At 68.5% G+C, this 18,580-nt stretch carries 19 protein-coding genes; 8 read left to right on the top strand and 11 right to left on the bottom strand.

The features are described from left to right. Positions 1-47 precede the first annotated feature (47 nt). From NL2_RS11975 to NL2_RS11960, 4 genes are all read right to left on the bottom strand, one after another. The gene (locus NL2_RS11975) at positions 48-3,485 is read right to left on the bottom strand and encodes a chromosome segregation SMC family protein (RefSeq protein WP_068075453.1); all 3,438 of its coding nucleotides are present in this window, start codon (positions 3,483-3,485) and stop codon (positions 48-50) included. A 33-nt stretch (positions 3,486-3,518) separates the two neighbouring features. Next, on the bottom strand, positions 3,519-4,283 hold the full coding sequence (locus NL2_RS11970) for a thioredoxin domain-containing protein (RefSeq protein WP_068075449.1): 765 nt from the start codon (positions 4,281-4,283) through the stop codon (positions 3,519-3,521). Positions 4,284-4,575: 292 nt separating this feature from the next. After that, a complete protein-coding gene (locus NL2_RS11965) occupies positions 4,576-5,304 on the bottom strand; it encodes a thioredoxin domain-containing protein (RefSeq protein WP_245647671.1) in 729 nt (242 codons plus the stop codon). Continuing rightward, a complete protein-coding gene (locus NL2_RS11960) occupies positions 5,301-5,906 on the bottom strand; it encodes a DUF721 domain-containing protein (protein ID WP_068075751.1) in 606 nt (201 codons plus the stop codon). The genes NL2_RS11965 and NL2_RS11960 overlap by 4 nt, the downstream gene beginning before the upstream one ends. Before the next feature lie 29 nt (positions 5,907-5,935). Here NL2_RS11960 and NL2_RS11955 point away from each other — a divergent pair, with 29 nt between their 5' ends. Genes NL2_RS11955 through NL2_RS11940 form a run of 4 tightly spaced genes read left to right on the top strand, consistent with a single transcriptional unit; the run spans position 5,936 to position 9,916 of the window. After that, positions 5,936-7,030: an A/G-specific adenine glycosylase gene (locus NL2_RS11955; RefSeq protein ID WP_068075443.1), complete on the top strand. Its 1,095-nt coding sequence runs from the start codon at positions 5,936-5,938 to the stop codon at positions 7,028-7,030. After that, a complete protein-coding gene (locus tag NL2_RS11950; RefSeq protein ID WP_068075440.1) occupies positions 7,027-8,337 on the top strand; it encodes a serine hydrolase domain-containing protein in 1,311 nt (436 codons plus the stop codon). Before NL2_RS11955 ends, NL2_RS11950 begins: the two co-directional genes overlap by 4 nt. Beyond that, positions 8,334-9,209: an NAD(+) diphosphatase gene (gene nudC, locus NL2_RS11945; RefSeq protein ID WP_068075437.1), complete on the top strand. Its 876-nt coding sequence runs from the start codon at positions 8,334-8,336 to the stop codon at positions 9,207-9,209. Before NL2_RS11950 ends, nudC begins: the two co-directional genes overlap by 4 nt. Beyond that, a complete protein-coding gene (locus tag NL2_RS11940) occupies positions 9,206-9,916 on the top strand; it encodes a DsbA family oxidoreductase (protein WP_281191027.1) in 711 nt (236 codons plus the stop codon). Before nudC ends, NL2_RS11940 begins: the two co-directional genes overlap by 4 nt. Positions 9,917-10,090: 174 nt before the next feature. On the opposite strand, the gene NL2_RS11935 is transcribed toward NL2_RS11940, so the two are convergent. Together NL2_RS11935 and mgtE are read right to left on the bottom strand one after the other, a co-directional pair. Next, on the bottom strand, positions 10,091-10,486 hold the full coding sequence (locus tag NL2_RS11935; protein WP_068075432.1) for a DUF1489 family protein: 396 nt from the start codon (positions 10,484-10,486) through the stop codon (positions 10,091-10,093). Positions 10,487-10,494: 8 nt separating this feature from the next. Then, positions 10,495-11,952 carry a magnesium transporter gene (mgtE, locus tag NL2_RS11930; protein ID WP_068075429.1) on the bottom strand — a complete coding sequence of 486 codons (1,458 nt, stop codon included), beginning with the start codon at positions 11,950-11,952 and terminating at the stop codon, positions 10,495-10,497. 113 nt (positions 11,953-12,065) lie between these two features. On the opposite strand from mgtE, the gene NL2_RS11925 reads away from it, so the two are divergent. After that, entirely contained in the window at positions 12,066-12,515 is a 450-nt protein-coding gene (locus tag NL2_RS11925) for a peptidylprolyl isomerase (RefSeq protein ID WP_068075426.1), read from the top strand. An 81-nt stretch (positions 12,516-12,596) separates the two neighbouring features. Here NL2_RS11925 and NL2_RS11920 read toward each other — a convergent pair whose 3' ends face one another. Beyond that, a complete protein-coding gene (locus tag NL2_RS11920) occupies positions 12,597-13,358 on the bottom strand; it encodes a proteasome-type protease (RefSeq protein ID WP_068075422.1) in 762 nt (253 codons plus the stop codon). A 264-nt stretch (positions 13,359-13,622) separates the two neighbouring features. Here NL2_RS11920 and NL2_RS11915 point away from each other — a divergent pair, with 264 nt between their 5' ends. Both NL2_RS11915 and NL2_RS11910 read left to right on the top strand, forming a co-directional pair. Further along, complete coding sequence (locus NL2_RS11915; protein ID WP_068075420.1) at positions 13,623-13,856, top strand: type II toxin-antitoxin system Phd/YefM family antitoxin; 234 nt, start codon at positions 13,623-13,625, stop codon at positions 13,854-13,856. Further along, entirely contained in the window at positions 13,853-14,239 is a 387-nt protein-coding gene (locus NL2_RS11910; RefSeq protein WP_068075417.1) for a type II toxin-antitoxin system VapC family toxin, read from the top strand. Before NL2_RS11915 ends, NL2_RS11910 begins: the two co-directional genes overlap by 4 nt. Before the next feature lie 162 nt (positions 14,240-14,401). On the opposite strand, the gene NL2_RS11905 is transcribed toward NL2_RS11910, so the two are convergent. From NL2_RS11905 to NL2_RS11890, 4 genes are read right to left on the bottom strand one after another with little or no spacing between them, the layout of a single operon-like run. After that, complete coding sequence (locus NL2_RS11905) at positions 14,402-15,283, bottom strand: LysR substrate-binding domain-containing protein (RefSeq protein WP_084356055.1); 882 nt, start codon at positions 15,281-15,283, stop codon at positions 14,402-14,404. A 3-nt stretch (positions 15,284-15,286) separates the two neighbouring features. Then, positions 15,287-16,222: a hemolysin family protein gene (locus NL2_RS11900; protein WP_068075415.1), complete on the bottom strand. Its 936-nt coding sequence runs from the start codon at positions 16,220-16,222 to the stop codon at positions 15,287-15,289. A gap of 34 nt (positions 16,223-16,256) precedes the next feature. Further along, complete coding sequence (gene ybeY / locus NL2_RS11895) at positions 16,257-16,760, bottom strand: rRNA maturation RNase YbeY (RefSeq protein ID WP_068075411.1); 504 nt, start codon at positions 16,758-16,760, stop codon at positions 16,257-16,259. Next, entirely contained in the window at positions 16,757-17,803 is a 1,047-nt protein-coding gene (locus tag NL2_RS11890) for a PhoH family protein (protein ID WP_068075408.1), read from the bottom strand. The genes ybeY and NL2_RS11890 overlap by 4 nt, the downstream gene beginning before the upstream one ends. A 155-nt stretch (positions 17,804-17,958) precedes the next feature. On the opposite strand from NL2_RS11890, the gene NL2_RS11885 reads away from it, so the two are divergent. Continuing rightward, the gene (locus NL2_RS11885) at positions 17,959-18,504 is read left to right on the top strand and encodes a hypothetical protein (protein ID WP_068075405.1); all 546 of its coding nucleotides are present in this window, start codon (positions 17,959-17,961) and stop codon (positions 18,502-18,504) included. Positions 18,505-18,580: the final 76 nt, after the last annotated feature.

Here is an 18,580-nt window from a genome sequence, read left to right as displayed (position 1 = left end):
ACCTCTGGTTCAAAACTATTTAATGTAACCACAAAAATTGTCAACAGCTACTCCACCCCCACCAGCCGCTCCGCCGCGCTGAGGTCCACGCTGACCAATCGCGAGACGCCTTGTTCGACCATGGTCACGCCGAACAGGCGGTGCATGCGGCTCATCGTCACGGCGTTGTGGGTGACGATCAGGTAGCGCGTCCGCGTTTCGCCGACCATCGCGTCGAGCAGATCGCAGAAGCGTTCGATGTTGGCGTCGTCCAATGGCGCGTCGACTTCGTCGAGCACGCAGATCGGCGCGGGGTTGGTGAGGAACAGCGCGAAGATCAGCGCGACGGCGGTCAGCGCCTGCTCGCCGCCCGACAGCAGGGTGAGCGACTGCAGCCGCTTGCCCGGCGGCTGGGCGAAGATCTCCAGCCCGGCCTCGAGCGGATCGTCGCTGTCGATCAGCGCGAGGTGGGCCTCGCCGCCGCCAAACAGCCGCGCGAACAGGCGGCGGAAATGGCCGTCGACCGCCTCGAACGCGGCGCGCAGCCGTTCGCGGCCCTCGCGGTTGAGGTTGCCGATCGATCCGCGCAAGCGGTGCACCGCCTCGGTCAGTTCGGCCTGCTCGGTCGCGCTGATGCCCAGCCGCGCCTCGGCTTCGGCCAGTTCGTCGGCGGCGACGAGGTTGACCGGGCCGATGCGCTCACGGTCGGCGGTGAGCCGGTCCATCTCGGCCGATTCTGCCCCCGCGCGCCCCACGTCGGCGGAAGCGAAGGCGAACCGTTCGGGCAGCAACGGTGGCGGGCACTGGAACCGCTCGCCCGAAATGCCGGCCATTTCCTGCCGCCGCGAATCCTCGTTCTCGGCGCGCGCGACCGCACCGGCGCGGGCCTCGCGTGCGCTGGCCAGCACTTCGGCCCCGGTGGCCAGCGCAGTTTCGGCGGCTTTCGCGGCGGCGTCGGTGGCGGCGAGCGCGGCTTCGGCGGCGGCGAGTTCCCCTGCCAGCCGGTCGCGGATCGCCTCGCCGCCCTCGATCTCGCGCATCAGCGCTTCGGGCTTCGCGGCATAGACCGCGCGGTCGGCAGCGAGATCGCTACGCCGCTGCGCCATGTCGGACAGCCGCCGCGCGGCGTCCCCGGCGCGCGCCTGCCAGTTGCGCATGTCGCTGCGCAGCGCGGTCAGCCGTTCGCGCCCCACCGCCAGCGCCTGGTCGAACGCGGCGGCGGCGGCGGTCGCGGCCTGCAGCGTGGCGCGCGCGGCATCGTTGCGCGCGCGCGCGGCGTCGAGCGCGTCACGCCCGGCGGCGGGATCGGGCAGCGCGGCGCGGCGCTGTTCGGCGCTGTCCAGTTCCGTCGCGGCAAGGGCGCGCTGATCGAGCTGGCCCGCGCGCGCAACGCCCAGTTCCTCGCGCCGCAGGGCCATGCGGGTGCGCGCCGCCTCGGCCTGGTCGAGCGCGCGCAACGCGCCACGTTCCTCGTCGCCATGGCGCGCCACGCCGCGTTCGGCTTCGGCGAGCCGCGCTTGCGCATCGGTCAGCGCCAGTCGTACCGCCGTCGCTTCCGTTTCCGCCTCGGCCAGTGCAGCGCGCCGGGCGGGCAGTGCGGCCTCCAGCTCGTCCAGTCGGTTGGCGGCTTCGAGCGCGGCAGCCTCGGCCGCGCCTTCGCCGCGCGCGACGAACCCGTCCCAGCGGCGCAAGTGTCCCGCCCGGGTCACCAGCCATTCGCCGGGATGGAGCGGCGCGCCGTGGTCGTCTTCGGCAAAGCGCACCAGCGCCAGCCGCGCGGCCAGTTCGGGCGGGGCGGCGGTGACGTGGCGGGCCAGCGCGTCGGCCAGCGGCGCGGGGGCGGGCGCACCCGTCCAGAACCGCCCCTCGACCTCAGCCGGGGCAGGACCGAGCGGCGCCGAAGCATCGCGGCCCAGCACGGCGGCCAGCGCGCGCTCGAACCCCGGCGCGACTTTCAGCGCGGCGATCGCGGCCTTGCCCTGTCCCTTGGCGGCGGCCTGCCGTTCGCGCGCGGCGCGGTCGCGCGCCAGAGCTTCCGCCTCGCGCTCGATCCCGGCCAGCTCGGCGCGGGCGCTCGCCAGCGTCGCGCCCGCCGTGTCGCGCTGCGCACCCAGCGCCTCGCGTTCCTGCGTCAGTGCGGCGCGCTGCCCGGTGGCGGACGCCAGCGCGGCTTGCGCGGAGTCGCGGCGCGCTTCGGCCTGCGCCAGTTGCAACGCCGGATCGGGCTCGCGGTCGAGCGCGTCGATCTGTCCGGCCAGCCGCGCGATCTCGCCGTCGAGCCGCGCCAGCCGCTGGCCCGCTGCTGCCAGCGCCGCATCGGCGACGCGCCAGTCGGCATCGATCTGCGCCTGTTCGGCCACGCGCTGCGCCAACTCGAGTTCGGCCTGCCGCGCGGCGCGGTCGGCATCGTCCTGCGCGGCGAGCAGGGTGGGGCGGCGCTCGGTATCGGCGGCAAGCGCGCGTTCGGCTGCGGCGGCGTCGCTCTCCAGCCGGGTAAGCGCGGCGGCGGCGTCGGTGGTCATGCGATCGGCCTGGCCGCGATCCTCGTCCAGCCGCGCCAGCTGGCGATCGATGTCGGCGAGCCGGTCTTCCGCCGCTTCCAGTTGTGCCGATAGCGCGGCCATGCGCTGCGCATGCGCGGCGCTGTCCTGCCGCCTGTCGAACAGCTCATCACGCGCCGTGGCGAGCGCGGCGGCGGCGGCGTGCTGCGCGGCTTGCGCCTGCTTCGCCTGCTCCTGCGCCTCGGTCACCGCGCTTTCGGCCAGGCGAGCCTCGGCGCGCGCGGCCTCGGCAGCGGCGGCGGCGTCGCGCCAGCGCGCGAACACCAGCCGCGCCTCGGCCAGCTTGATCTTTTCGGATAGCACCTTGTAACGCTCGGCGGCGCGCGCCTGCCGGCGCAGCGTGGCGATCTGGCCTTCGAGGCCGGACAGCAGATCGACCAGCCGCGCGAGGTTGGCCTCGGTCGCGCGCAGTTTCTGTTCGGCATCGCGGCGGCGCACATGCAGCCCGGCGATCCCGGCGGCTTCTTCCAGCATCATGCGGCGTTCGGCGGGCCGCGCGGCGATCACCGCGGCGATGCGGCCCTGGCTGACCAGCGCGGGGCTGTGCGCGCCGGTCGCGGCATCGGCGAACACCAGCGACACGTCCTTGGCCCGCACATCGCGCCCGTTGACGCGATAGGCGCTGCCCGCGCCGCGCTCGATCCGGCGCACGACCTCAAGCTCGCCGCCGTATGGGCCGTCTTCGGGCGCGGTCGCTTGCAGCAGCACTTCGGCAAAGTCGCGTGCGGGGCGGGTGGCGGTGCCCGCGAAGATCACGTCTTCCATGCCGCCACCGCGCATCGACTTGGCCGAGCTTTCGCCCATGACCCAGCGGATCGCCTCGAGCAGGTTGGACTTGCCGCAGCCGTTGGGGCCAACGATCCCGGTCAGCCCGGGTTCGATGCGCAGTTCGGCAGGCTCGACGAAGCTCTTGAACCCGGTCAGCTTCAAGCGCCGGAACTGCATCGACCCCGCCCCCCTCGGGCCTGCGCCGCGCGCCTAGCGGGCGCCCATCCGCTGCAGTTCGGCGTTGATTTCTTCCCAGGTGCCGGCGGTGGCCTTGCTGCCGTTGAGGTAGAACGTGGGCGTGCCCTTCACATCGTACTTGTCGACCGCCTTGGTGGTCGCGTCGGCGAACATCGTCGCCTTGGCGCTGTCGGCCAGACAGGTTTCGGCCTGATCCTTGGCGATCCCGCGCGAGGCGAAGAATTCGGTCATCCCGCCGGCCTGCGCGATCGCGGAAAAGCGCGTCTTGTCGGGCAGGGTGGCGACCTGGTCCATGACTGCCTGGTTCTTTTTCAGGTTGTCGAACATGTTGGGCTGCCACGCCCAGAACTGCTCGCTGAGCGGGATCACCGTCTCGGGCGCGCCGCAAGTGGCCAGCATCGCGGCGGGCACGTCGAGCGCGTTGAGCATGAACAGGCGCAGCTCATAGCTGACGCGGCCGCTGGCGACATAATCGTCGCGCAGCTTGGCATAGCTCTTTTCGGCGAACTCGGCGCAGTGCGAGCAGCTCAGCGCGCCGAATTCGACCAGCTTGATCGGGGCGTCGGGGTTGCCCATCAGGTAGCCGCCCTCGGGCGTCTTGGCGATCATGTCGCTCCACGCCTTGCCGGCGGGCGCGGCAATCTTGGCGATCGGCGCGGCGGTGGCGGTGCTGGCAGGCGCAGAAGCATCGTCCTTCTTGCCACAGGCGGCAAGCCCCAGCGCGAGCGGCAGCGCCACCACGAGCGCGAGCGGACGGAACAGGCGGGCAATGGTCATCGTGTCACGGCTCCGGTGAGAAAATCCCTTGCGCGCTGGCTAGCCGATCAGGCGCGCGACGCAAAGCGCGGAGGCGGTCGGGCGGGGCGATCGTCCACAGTTTGGCGCGGCCGTGCTGATCGTTGGACCGTCACGCATTCGTCAAATCAAATCCCGCCGGTCCTGAGCCTGTCGAAGGACTGCACTTCACTTCAGCGCGGAGGAAACGAAGGACAGTCCTTCGACAAGCTCAGGACGGTCGGTGATGGGGCATACGGAGCGACGAGCAGGCAAAAGCGAATCGGTCCAGCCCCTACCGTGTCCGCGCTTCCAACTGCGGGCGCAGCGCGTCCCAGCTGTAAGTGCCCGCCAGCACGATGCCGTCGAGCATGAAGCCCGGCGTGCCGTTGATGTTGAGCTTGTCGACCGCATCGTCGGTGTGCTGCGCCAGCCGCTTGGCCAGCGGTTCGTTGGCGAGGCAGGTGTCGACCGCGCTGCGCGTGTAGCCGCGCGTCTGCATGATCTCGTAGAAATGGAAATCGGCGGCGATGTTGCGGATGCGCGTCTTGAAATCACCCACCGACCAGCGCTGTTTCTGCAGCGGCGAGGGGTTTTCGTACGGCACGATCCACTTGTCCTGGCTGCGCAGGAACGCGGTGTGGTTGAGGAAGAATTTGGACGGCGGGCCGCAATGGGTCAGCAGCGCCACGGTCATGTCGATCGGATCGCGCAGGAAGTTGCGCACTTCGACCGATCCCTTGCCGCTGGCGACGAAGCCCAGCCGTAGCGGGGCATCGGCCTCACCCTCGAAATGCGCGCAGTGCGGGCAGGTGTAGCTGATGAATTCGACCAGCTTCACCGCCGCCGCCGGATTGCCTAGCACATAGCTGTCATGGTCGGTCGCGGTGACCGTGTTGTTCCAGTTCTGCGGGTGCGGCGCGGAAGGCAAAGGCTTGCCCGCCCCGCCGAGCAGCAGCACCGTGGCAAAGGCGGTAAGCGCCGTCAGCGCGGTGCGGACCATGGTGTGCGGCGTATCCTTCATCGGTCCTGCTTTCCTTCGTCGTTGGCGCCGTCCGCGGCGGTGCCCATGCTGCGTGCCAGCGATTCCAGCACCGCGCGCAGTTCCGGATCGCCGATATCGCGCAAACTGTCGCCCAGTTCCATCGGTATCGGGCGGAGCGAGGGCGGTGCGGTTCGCGGCCCGCTTGTGTCCTTGGGTGCCTGAACCACGCCTTGCCGCAGCTTGATCCGCGCCACCGCGCGATAGCCGAAGAAGCGGTTCACCCGCTCGATAATCTCGGGGATCACATGCTGGATCATCGGTGCGTGCGCCGGGGTGACCACCAGTTCCATGATCCCGTCGCACTTTTCGCCGGGGGGGAAGCGGATCGATTCGGGCGCGCAGTGGTGGGCGTGGCTGGTGCCGACGATCTCGGGCCAGCGGGTGACGACCGAGCTTTGCACGAAGCCGAAGCGGCGGAAGGCGGTGCGGCCGATATCGGGCATAAGTTCGCCGATCGGGCGCACCGCGCCGCCGCGCGGGCGTTCATAAGGCTTGCCGGCGGGCTTGGCCTTGGCCGCCGCCTTGGCGCCGGCAACTTTGGCGCCGGGCTTGGTCGTCGTGGGTTTGTCGCTGCGTTCCATTGTGCTGCGCGCCATGCCATAGCCGTGCGATGCAGGCCAGCGTCGAGACCGAGATTGCCACCGCTGCGGCGCTGTTGCTCGAATGGTACGATGCCAACGCGCGCAGCCTGCCGTGGCGCAGCTTGCCGGGCGCTGCGCCCGCCGATCCCTATCGCGTGTGGCTGTCCGAAGTGATGCTGCAGCAGACCACGGTGGCGGCGGTGGGGCCGTACTTTGCCAAATTCACCCAAGCCTGGCCCACGGTGACCGCGCTCGCGGCGGCCGAGGATGGCGATGTCATGGCGGCGTGGGCGGGGCTGGGCTATTATGCCCGCGCACGCAACCTGCTCGCCTGCGCGCGGGCGGTGGCGGCGCTGGGCGGGGCGTTTCCGCAGACCGAGGCGGCGTTGCGCGCGCTGCCGGGGGTGGGCGACTACACCGCCGCCGCCGTCGCCGCGATTGCGTTCGATGAACCGGCGGTGGTGGTCGATGCCAACGTCGAGCGCGTGGTTTCGCGCCTGTTCGCGATCAGTGAACCGCTGCCAGGCGCGCGCCGGGCGATTCGTGCCGCCACCGCCACGATCACGCCAGGCGAGCGCCCCGGCGATTTTGCACAGGCGATGATGGACCTCGGCTCGGGCATCTGCACCGTCAGGGCGCCGCGCTGTCTGCTGTGCCCGCTGCGCCCGCACTGCCGCGCCGCGCGTGAGGGCGATCCCGCTGCCTACCCGGTCAAGCCGCCGAAGCAGGCCAAGCCCCGGCGGCAGGGCCGCGCCTACTGGATCGAGCGTGACGGGCAGGTCTGGCTGGTGACGCGCCCCGGCAAGGGCATGCTCGGCGGGATGCGCGCGTTGCCCGACGACGGCTGGAGCGCGCGCGCCGACGGTTCGGGCACCCCACCGCTCGACGGACCGTGGCAGGCGGCGGGCACCGTCGCGCACGGCTTCACCCATTTCGATCTCGATTTGCAATTGATGCTGTTCGGCGGGAACGATTTCGCTACTTTGCCCGATAACGAACCAGACAAAGACCAATCGGGAGAATGGTGGCCGGTCGAATCGATCGGCGCTGCGGGCCTGCCGACCCTGTTCGCACGGGCCGCTCGCTACGCCACTGCTCGCCCCAGCGAAGAGGCCGATCGATGAAGCCGCACGAATTTTCCGAACTGGCCGTCTCGCGCCGCGCGCTGCTGTCGCGCGCGATGCTGCTCGGCGCGGGCCTTGCAATATCGCCGCGACTCGCGTTTGCGGCGGCCAGCGCCGAGACTGCCTACCCGCACGTCGCCGCGATGGTCGATGGCTATGTCGCGTCGGGCAAGCTGCCCGGCATGATCGCGGCGCTGGGCTGGGGATCGCAGGCGCCCGGCTACATCGCGCGCGGCACGCTGGCCAAGGGGGATCCCGCGCCCGTCACGCCCGACAGCCTGTTCCGCATCTATTCGATGACCAAGCCGGTCACCGGCATGGCGGCGATGATGCTGGTCGATGCGGGCAAGCTGAAGCTCGACCAGCCGCTGTCCGACATCCTGCCCAAATTCGCAAAGATGCAGGTGCAGGTCACGCCCGACGGTTCGATCACCGACCTGCGGCCTGCCAAGACCCCGATCACCATCCGCATGCTGCTGACGCACAGCGCCGGCCTTGGCTATTCGATCATCCAGAAGGGTCCGCTCAAAGCCGCCTACGAGGCCGCCGGGGTCATTCCCGGGCAAGTCAGCCGCATGCCGATCCCCGGGCTGGACCGGGGCACGCCGGTGACCAGCCTGGCGCTGTTCGCCGATCGGCTGGCGGAACTGCCACTGGTCTACGAACCGGGCACGCGCTGGAGCTATTCGGTCGGGCTCGACCTGATGGGCCGGGTGATCGAGGTCGTCTCGGGCAAGCCGTTCGACCGGTTCGTGCACGACGCCATCCTCGCGCCCACCGGCATGACCAGCACGTTCTTCAGGGTTCCCGAAAGCGATGTCGGGCGGCTCACCACCAATTACGGCGTAATGGGCGGGATGAGCCTGCCGATCGATCCGGCCAAAACCTCGATCTATCTCGATACGCCGCCGTTCCCGATGGGCGGGGCGGGGCTGGTGAGTTCGCCGCGCGATTACGACCGGTTCCTCACCATGCTGCTCGGGCTGGGCACGATCGAGGGCAAGCGCGTGATGGGCGAGGCGGCGGTGCGGTTGGGCACGGGCAACCTGCTGCCTGCCAGCGTGGACACCGCCGGCAGCATGATCGCGGGCGCCGGCTTCGGTGCGGGCGGCCGCGTCGGGCTCGGCTGGGACGCTGGCACCTATGGCTGGGGCGGCGCGGCGGGCACCATCGGTTTCGTGAACTACCGCGTCGGCAACCGCGCCGCGCTTTACACCCAATACATGCCGTCGGAGGCCTATCCCGTGCACAGCGAATTTCCCAAGGCGGTGGTCGAGGACCTTCGCGCGATGAAGGCAGCGGCATGAGCGGAATTGCTTTCGCCGGCGCGCGGATCGACCGGGCGGACCACATCCGCTCCGATCCCGCCAAGCTCGCCGCGCTGATGGACTGGCGCGCCCGGCTGCTGAAGATGGACGGGCTCGATCCGCAGCTCGGTGCCGATGGCGGGCTCGACTGGGGCACGCTGGCCGATGCCGCGCCCGACAGCGAACTGGTGTTCCTCGGCCTGCTGGGAACCAGCGGCTGCTTCGTCGAAGTCAGCGGCGCGGCGTCGCACGGGGCGGGGCCGCCCAACCCGGCGCTGTGGCGCGCGTTGGCGACGATGGTGCACGAGGATCTTGCCACATTCGGCGGCGCGCGCAGCCTGGTCGACTGGCACGCCCGGCACCGCTTCTGCGCCAAGTGCGGCAGCGGCACGGTGCTGACCAAGGGCGGCTGGCAGCGCAACTGCACCAACGATGCGTGCAAGGCCGAACACTTCCCGCGCGTCGATCCGGTCACGATCATGCTGGTCGAACACGCCGGGCAGCTGCTGCTGGGCCGCCAGCCGCGCTTTCCGCCGCGCCGCTTTTCCGCGCTGGCGGGCTTCGTCGAGCCGGGCGAATCGATCGAGGAAGCCGTCGCGCGCGAAGTGCACGAGGAAGCGGGCCTGCGCGTGCGCGATGTGACGTATGTTGCCAGCCAGCCGTGGCCGTTCCCGTCATCGCTGATGATCGGCTGCCACAGCCACACCGACGAGCCGACCATCGTGATCGACACGACCGAGCTGGACGAAGCGCGCTGGTTCAGCCGCGAGGAAGTCGCCCACGCGATGACCGGGGCGGAAGACGGCGCGTTCATCGCCCCGCCGCCGCATGCCGTGGCGCATCACCTGCTCAAGTGGTGGCTGGAACGGTGAGCGCCGCGGCCGCCCCGACCCGCGTCACCATCGACATCTGGTCGGACGTGATGTGCCCGTGGTGCCTGGTCGGCTACCGCCAGCTCGAAAAGGCGCTGGTCTGGCTCGACGGTGAGATCGCGGCGGAAATCCGCTGGCGCCCGTTCGAACTGAACCCCGACATGCCGCCGCAGGGCGAGGATCAGGCCGCGCACATCATGCGCAAGTACGGGCGCACGGCAGAACAGGCGGCGCAAGGCCGCACGCAGATGCGCGAGATCGCCGCGCGCGCGGGCGCCGCGCTGTCGTATGCGGGCGAAGAGGGCGCCGATGCCCCGCCAGCGATGATGTGGAACACCTTCGCCGCGCACAAGCTGCTCGCCGCCACGCTCACCGCGCACGGGCCGGACGTGCAGACCGCGCTGAAGCTGGCGCTGTTCTCCGCGCATTTCGAGCATCGTCGCAACGTGTCCGATCCCGCCGTGCTGGTGGCGATCGCCGAAGACGTCGGCATCCCTGCCGCCGAGGCGCAGGCCGCGCTGGCCGACGAAACGCTCGACGTGCGCGTCCGCGCCGAGGAAGCGCATGCGTGGGACATGAACATCTCGGGCGTCCCCGCGATGGTGGTCAATGGCAAGTTCCTGATCCCCGGCGCGCAGGAGCCCGAGGTTTACGCCAGCACTTTGCGGCGGGTGGTGGAGCGCGCGGGGCTGAAGGCGGAGGTTTGAGGGCGCGTGCAGACTGCATCGTGCGACCAATCTGAACCGCTCATCCTGAGGAGCCGTTGAGCCTGTCGAAACGGCGTCTCGAACGACCGCCCTAAGCTTGGGCTGATGGTTCGAGACGAGCCTTCGACAAGCTCAGTCTCTCCTCACCATGAGCGGTACGGTTCAGATGTAGCCTTACACCAGCCCCAGTTTCGCCAGCTTGCCCGCCAGCCCGCCGGGCATGACATCGCCCACATCCTCGCCATCGGCCAGATCGCGCGGGGCGTCTTCGGCAGCGAGGTAGCGCCAGCCCTGGTGGGCGCGGCGGGGCACTGGGTAGACGTCGATCAGCGTGGTCGAGATCACGATATGCGTCTTGCCGCCCTCTGCTTCCTCGAACGCGAGGATCGGCGAGCGCGCGACCAGCTGGTGCTTGTAGATCCAGTACAGCGATCCGCCGATCATCTCGGCATGGCGCTTGGGCAGGTAGCGCGTGGTCAGCTTCGCGGTGTCGCCGCGCGTGGCGAACCAGCCGTGGAGTTCCTCCATCGACTTGGCCCCGTAGGCCACCTTGGTCATGTTGAGCGGCATCTGCGACGTCAGGCGCTCAAATGGAACAGCGTGGCAAGGCCGAGGAAGAAGAAGAACCCGAACGTGTCGGTCATGGTGGTGACGAACACGGTCGAGGTCACTGCCGGGTCGATCTTCAGCCGGTCCAGCCCGATCGGGATCAGCACGCCCGAAAGCCCGGCGTTGAGGCTGTTGAGCACCATCGCCAGCACCAGCACGAAGCTCAGCCACCAATCGTGGTAGATCGCCTGGCAACCGATCGCCATCAGGAAGCCCAGGCCGATGCCGTTGGCGCTGGCGATCCACCATTCGCGCGCGATCATCCGCACGGTGTTGCTCGACGTCAGCTGGTTGGTGGCCAGCGCGCGCACCGTCACCGCCATCGTCTGGGTCGCGGCGTTGCCGCCCATGCCGGTCACGATCGGCATCAGCACCGCCAGCGTCACCAGCCGCGAGATCGTGTCCTGGAAGAACGCGACCACCGCCGAGGCGAGGATCGCGGTGAACAGGTTGATCGTCAGCCACCACATCCGCGTGCGGATCGTGCGCTGCAACGGCTCGTTGATGTCGCCGTCGCCCGCGCCCGACAGCAGCAGCGTATCCTCGCCGGCTTCTTCCTGGATGATGTGGACGATGTCATCGACCGTCAGCTGGCCTACCAGCCGCCCCGAATCATCGACCACGGCGGCCGAGATCAGTGCGTATTTCTGGAAGCGCAGCGCGACTTCCTCCTGGTCCATCGACACCGGGATCAGCGTCTGGTCGCGCTTCATCACGTCGGCCAGCGCCACGGCGCGCGGGGTGCGCAGGATCCACGACAGCTGGCACGTGCCCAGCGGGCGGTGCCGCGGATCGACCACGAACACTTCCCAGAACTCGGTGGTCAGGTCGCCGTTTTCGCGCAAGTAATCGATCAGGTCGCCCACCGTGAGGTGTTCGGGCACCGCGATCAGGTCGCGCTGCATCAGGCGGCCGGCGGTTTCTTCCGGATACGACAGCGCGCTTTCGATCGCGGCGCGATCCTCGGGATCGAGCTCGGCCAGCACCGCCTGCTGGTCCTCGTCGTCGAGATCCTCGATCAGCGCGACCGCGTCGTCGGTCTCCATCTGCTCGGCAAGTTCGGCGACTTCGTCGGGTTCGAGCGCGCCGATCAGCAGTTCGCGCACGTGGTCGTTGAGCTCGGCGATGACCTCGCCGCCCATCAGGTCGCTGATCGCGCGGGCAAACGCTGGCCGGTCGTCGGCGGGGATCAGTTCGAACAGATCGGCGACGTCGGCCGGGTGCAGCGGTTCGACCAGGTTGTAGACCGCTTCGTGGTCGCCGGCCTCCAGCGCATCGGTCACGCGGCGCACGAAGCCGGGCTTCAGCGTGTTCTCATCATCCAGGCTTTCCGAATGGCGCCCAGTATCCGGCGACGGCGCATCGTTCGCCGGCAGCAGCTGCGCGTCGTCGTCATTCAGATCGAAGCGGGTGTCGTCGCTGGCCATCGCAGGCGGGGATAGGCAGGTGCTTGCCAAAAGCAACCGGGTTCGTAACCCCGGTGGTGACTTTGCCGATCGAGACCCTATATCGGCGCCGAAACAACGAGGACTGACCAGTCATGGCTGACGAAAAACTGACCCTTTCACTCGATACCGGCGATGTCGTGATCAAGCTGCGCCCCGATCTGGCCCCCGGCCATGTCGACCGGATCAAGGAGCTGGTGAGCGAAGGTTTCTACGACGGGGTGAAGTTCCACCGCGTGATCCCCGGCTTCATGGCGCAAGGTGGCTGCCCCGACGGCACCGGCATGGGCGGATCGAAGAAGCCCGATCTCAAGGCTGAATTCAACGCCGAACCGCACGTGCGCGGCGTGTGCTCGATGGCCCGCACCAGCGCGCCGCACTCGGCCAACAGCCAGTTCTTCATCTGCCTCGACGATGCGCGCTTCCTCGACAAGCAGTACACCGTGTGGGGCCAGGTCGAGAGCGGCATGGAACACGTCGACGCGCTGCCCAAGGGCGAACCCCCGCGCGAACCCGGCAAGATCAAGACGGCGACCGTCAGCTGAGACGCAGAAGCGGGGACACGCAATAGCATGTCCCCGCAGTGAGGCGTCCGGGGACACGGTATTCCGTGTCCCCGTATTCCGTCAGCTGGTGGAACAGCTCGCGGTCATGAAATCGGGCGCGTCGATCTGTTCGCGCGCGTCGTTCATCAGCCGGCCCCAGTCGGACGACAACTTGCGCAGATAGCCGTCGCTTTCGTCCAGCCGGCGCTGCACGATCCATTCGGAGCGATCTTCGGGAATAACGATGAGGTCGAGCGGCAGGCCGACCGACAGGTTGGAGCGCATCGTCGCATCGAACGACAGCAGCCCGACTTTCACCGCCTCCTCGAGCGAGGTGTCCCAGTTGAGCGTGCGATCGAGGATCGGCTTGCCGTACTTGAGCTCGCCGACTTGCGCGAACGGACAGTCGGGCAGGCATTCGATGAAATTGCCCTCGCTATAGACCAGGAACAGCGCCATCGGCCCGTCGCCGATCCGTCCGCCCACCAGCAGCGAGACGTCGCTGTTGATCGAGGTGCCGCTCACCGCCCGCGCGACTTCGCGCCGCGCCAGCATCAGCGCCTCGCCGACCAGCGACACGACGCGGAACATCGATGGCATCGAGGCGACGGTGCGCCGCTCGTCCGCCGGATCGCGCGGATCGAGCCCTTCCTCGAGCAACGACAGCATGGTCTGCGTGGTCGAAAGGCTGCCCGCACTGGCGCAAACCACCATCCGGTCGGGCGTCTCGATCAGCGTGTGGAGTTTGCGGAAATTGGAAATGTTGTCGATGCCGGCGTTGGTGCGCGTGTCGGCGATCAGCACCACCCCGAATTTGGTACGCATGCCCAGGCAATAGGTCATCCAGTCATCCCCCTACGACGCAGCGTTCCTGCCGATTCTTGCGGTCATCGCTGCAACGCGCCCGGGCCGGACGTTACGCTTGAGCCGGACGTTTGTCGATGAAGGTTCGGACATGGGGCGCCGTCACTGTTGCGGATTGCGGTGGAGCGTTACTCTCCGCCGCCAGACAAGCGTAATCCCCATGCGGGTCTCGGTTCGCTCCCGGTACCGAAAACCTTGCCCCGAATGGTTTGCTTAGCTATGTATTTGGCTAAGGAGGTGCCTGTGACCCAGTTCACCGTTCACGATGCCAAGACCAACCTCTCCAGGCTGATCGCCTCCGCGCTTGACGGCGATGAGGTGGTCATCGCTCGCGGCACCGTGCCGGTGGTGCGGCTGGTGCCGGTGGCGCCGCGCGGCAAGCGCTGTTTCGGCGCGCTCAAGGGCAAGATCGCCATCGATCCACGCTTCGCCGATCCCTTGCCCGAGGATGAACTTGGCGGCTGGAATCTGGCTTGAGGCTGCTGCTCGACACGCACGCGCTGATCTGGTGGCTGGCGGGGGATGAGGCGCTGAGCCCCGTTGCCCGCGAGGCCATCGCCGATGAAGCCAACAGCGTTGCCGTCAGTGCCGCCTCGGCGATGGAAGTTGCCACCAAGTTCCGCATCGGCAAGCTGCTCGACGCGGCGCTGCTGGCGCACGACTTCGAGCAGATCGTCGCCGCGCAGGGCTTTGCCGAACTGGCGATCACGGTTCGCCACGCCCGGCTCGCCGGTGCCATGACCATCGCCCACAAGGACCCGTTCGACCGCCTGCTGATCGCCCAGGCGCAAGCCGAAGACATGGCGCTGGTCTCGAACGAGGCGCTGTTCGATGGGTTCGCGGTGCAGCGGATTTGGTAGTGGGTTGGGTGGTTTTGTGGGGAGGGCGGGTTGATTGAAGCGGCGCAACCACGGTTAAAGTGACGCATTACGCAATCCCCAAACAACCAGTTCTGAGCTGCCGGACGGGGACACGCAATAGCATGTCCCCGGAGCTTTTATCCCGCACATCGGGGTGCCCCCCTACAACCCCGCCTTGATCAGCCAGTCGTGGAACAACCGCACCGGCCGCGTTTCCAGGGCGCGGGGGCGGCAGACGAACCAGTAGCTGTAGGGGCTGTCGACCGGGATGTTGTAAAGCCGGGCGAGCCGTCCGTCGTGCGCGCGGGTGAAGTGGTCGTCGTGCATGATCGCGATGCCCAGCCCTTGCGCGGCGGCCTCGAGGATCAGCTGGCCGCTGTCGAAGTGGTCGATCGCGGCGGGCTTGAGATCGTCGAGCTTCATCGCCGTCTTCCACGCCTCGAAGCTGTGCGGCAGGTCGTTGTGGATCAGGAAGGTCTGCTTCGACAGCTTGGCGACGTCGGGTACGCCGCCCAGTTCGGCGGCGAGGTCGGCGGAGGTGATCGCGTAGACCTTGTTGTGATCGAGCTGCACCGCGTGCAGCGCCGGGTCGGGCCCTTCGCTCAGGATGATCGCGGCGTCGATCGTGTCGCCCAGCTTGGTTTCGGCCATGTGGCTGGAATCGATGTCGATATGCAGTTGCGGGTGCAGCTTGCGCAGCTCGGCCAGGCGCGGGAACAGGCGCTGGCTGCCGAACAGCGGCAGCACCCCCAGCCGCAACCGCAGCAGCCGCCCGGTATCGACCAGCCGGTCGATGCGGTCGGTCATCTCGTCCATCAGCGGCGCGACTTCGTCGAACAGCGCCTGCCCGTCGGCGGTCAGCTTGAGCGACTGGTGGCGCCGTTCGAACAGCGGCTTGCCGACGAAATCCTCGAGCGCACCCAGTCGGCGCGACAGCGCGGACGGCGACAGCGCCAGTTCGGACGCGGCCGCCTTGGCCGATCCCGCGCGCACCACGCGGATGAACGCCTCAAGACTGCGCAACGGCGGAAGGCGGCGGATCACGGCCTATTCCTCCGCCGCTTCGGGCACGGGGGCGTGCAGCAGCAGGGTGGTGACGCGGCGATCGTCGGCGCCGGTCACTTCGATCCGCCAGCCGCTGTCGTGTTCGACCACGCGGCCCACCGGCGGCACTTCGCCGGCCAGCACCACCGCCAGCCCGCCGATGGTGTCGACGTCTTCCTCGACTTCGGCCAGCCGGGGGTCGATCGCCTCGGCGACGTCGTCCAGCTCGGCGCGGGCGTCGGCAAACCAGGTGGTCTCGTCCAGCTGGCGCAACAGCTCCTCGGGCGCGTCGTCGTGCTCGTCCTCGATCTCGCCGACGATCTCCTCGACCAGATCCTCGATCGTGATGATGCCGTCGGTGCCCGAATATTCGTCGATCACCACCGCCAGGTGCGTGCGGCTGGCGCGCATGTCGGCCAGCACATCCAGCGCGCCGCGCGCCTGCGGCACGAACAGCGGCTGGCGCATCAGCCCGGCCCAGTCGGCCGGCGCGGGCTTGCCATGAAGCGCCATGCCCGCGACGATCGCGAACACGTCCTTCACGTGGACCATACCCACAATCTCGTCGAGCGAATCGCCGTAGACCGGCAGGCGGCTGTGGCCATGTTCGGCAAACGCGCTGACCAGCTCCGCAAAGCTGGCGGCGGCGGGGATCGCCACGATCTGCCCGCGTGGCACCGCCACGTCATCGGCATCGTGCTCACTGAAATGGAGCAGGTTGCGCAACATCTGGCGTTCGAGCGGGATCAGGTCGCCGTCGGTGGCGCCTTCGCCGCCGGGTTCGCCCTCATGCTCGTCGATCGCTTCCTCGATCTGCGCGCGCAGCGACAGGTCGGCTTCGCTCCGTCCGAACCAGGCTTTCAGCCCGCGCCACAGCGCGTGATTACTGTCTCCGTCGCCGGAACGGCTTTCGCCACCCGGCCCGTTGCCCTCGGGCATCGGTCAACAACTCCCCATTCCGCAAGTGCAGATTCTATGCTGCACTGCCATATGGGTCGGCAAGGCCCAGTAACGCAAGCGCCTTCCGCTCGAGGTCTTCCATAGCGGATGCTTCTTCCTCGCCCAGTTCGTGATCGTACCCGGCCAGGTGGAGCAATCCGTGGACGATGAGGTGGCTGGCGTGGGCCTCCACCGCGATACCCTTGTCCGCCGCCTCGGCCACGCAGATGCCGTGCGCCAGGATCAGGTCGCCCAGCATCCCCGGCGCGCTTTCGTCGGCGGCGGCGTGGAGCACTTCCTCGCGGCTGAGCATCGGGAACGACAGCACGTTGGTCGGCTTGTCCTTGGCGCGCCACTGCCGGTTGAGCAGCTGGACCTCGTCATCGTCGGCCAGCACCAGGCTGACCAGCATGTTCTCATGCGCCAGTTCGGGCGCGACTTGCGCGGCGGCTTCGGCTGCGCGCGCCGCCAGCGCCTCCCAGTCGGTTGCTTGTCCCCACACCGGATCGACGTCGATCTCCAGGATCGGCGCGCTCAAGCGGACGAACTCGACGCATCCGGCCCTTCGTAGGCTTCCACGATCCGCCCCACGATCGGGTGGCGCACCACGTCGGCAATGCCGAAGCGGATCATCGCCATGCCTTCCACCCCGTCCAAGCGGCGGACCGCGTCGGCCAGCCCGGACTGCGCATCGCCGCCCGGAATATCGACCTGCTTGGGATCGCCGCACACCACCATGCGGCTGTTCTGGCCGAAGCGGGTGAGGAACATCTTCATCTGCGCGGGCGTGGTGTTCTGCGCTTCATCCAGAATCACGAACGCATCGGCCAGCGTGCGTCCGCGCATGAACGCGATCGGCGCGACCTCGATCTCGCCCGACGCCATGCGGCGCTCGACCTGTTCGGGCGGCATGCAATCGTACAGCGCGTCGTACAGCGGGCGCAGGTACGGATCGACCTTTTCCTTCATGTCGCCGGGCAGGAAGCCCAGCCGCTCACCCGCCTCGACCGCCGGGCGCGACAGGATCAGCCGCTGCACGCTGCCGTTCATCAGCTGGCTGACCGCCTGCGCCACCGCGACATACGTCTTGCCGGTGCCCGCCGGTCCCAGCGCGAAGATGATGTCCTCACGCGCCAGCGCGCGCATGTATTCGATCTGCATCGCCGATCGCGGCACGATGGTTTTGCGGCGGGTGCGGATCATGATCGGCGCGGCGCCGCCGGTCTCGCCGGTGATGATGCCCTCCAGCGTCGGCTCGGTGGACATCGCGATCAGCGATTCGACCGCGCCGGCATCGACGTCGAGCCCGCTCATCAGCCGCTGCTGCAGGCCTTTCAGCACCTCGCGCGCGCGGGCCACGGCATCGTCGGGCCCTTCGATCTGCACGCGGTTGCCGCGCGCCGCGATATAGACGCCCAGCCGGTTCTCTATCTGGACAAGATTTGTGTCGAACTGCCCGAACAGCGCACCGAGCACGGTGGGTTCGTCGAATTCGACCTCGGCCCGGGCGCGGCGGTGGGCCTGGCGGGATTCCCCATGGTTTTGCGCCGGTTCATGGGCGCGGACAGGTTTGCGGGACATGCGCTCCTTTCGAGAGGCGGCGCGTACCCGCCGCCGGATGCCAACCTAGGCCGCTGGGCGCGGCGCGCAAGCGGGTGCAGCGCAACAATCCCCCGGTTGGCCGTGGAAAACTGCGATGGTAGGAGCGCGGCGAGATCAACGGCGGGGAATGATCGGTGCAGGCACGGTTCAGCGGTGACGATGCGGGGCTCAGATCGGCGGTGGCGTTCGTCAACGCGCTCGATTCCGATGCGGAATTCTGGGCCGGAATCATCGCCCACCCCGCGTTCGCGTTTGCCACGATCACGCCCGCGATGATCGCCGCGCGGCTGCGGGGGGAACGGCGCCCGATCTTTGTCCAGTTGTGGAAACCGCGCTTCGAGCGGCGGCTGGCTTACGTCAACACCGTGGCGGTGACCAATCCGCACGACCCGTTCCGGCTGCACTACCACGTCGCGTTCCTGGCCAATTCGCCGGCGCAGAAGGTCAACACCATCGTCCACGAATACATCCACAACGTCGACGATCACGATCACGATCCGGGCGAGCAGATGGGCCACGGCGACAACGACTGGCGCGGCAAGGAGAACAGCCCGCCCTACTGGATCGGCGAGTGGGCGCAGGACCTGTACGAACTGCGCGCGGGCGTCGCGGCGGCGCTGGCACCGGCCGCGCCGATCGGGCCGACCGAAGTGCATGCGGATGAGGAAGTTGCGGGGTGAGGCAGGCCAGAGCGCCGCGCGATCAATCCGGACCGCTCATCCTGAGGAGCCGTTGAGCCCGTTGAAACGGCGTCTC

It is taken from the genome of Novosphingobium lentum NBRC 107847 (assembly GCF_001590965.1).
GTDB lineage: Bacteria > Pseudomonadota > Alphaproteobacteria > Sphingomonadales > Sphingomonadaceae > Novosphingobium > Novosphingobium lentum.
The sequence above is the reverse complement of the archived record's forward strand: the minus strand, read 5'-3'. Positions and strand labels throughout refer to the sequence as shown.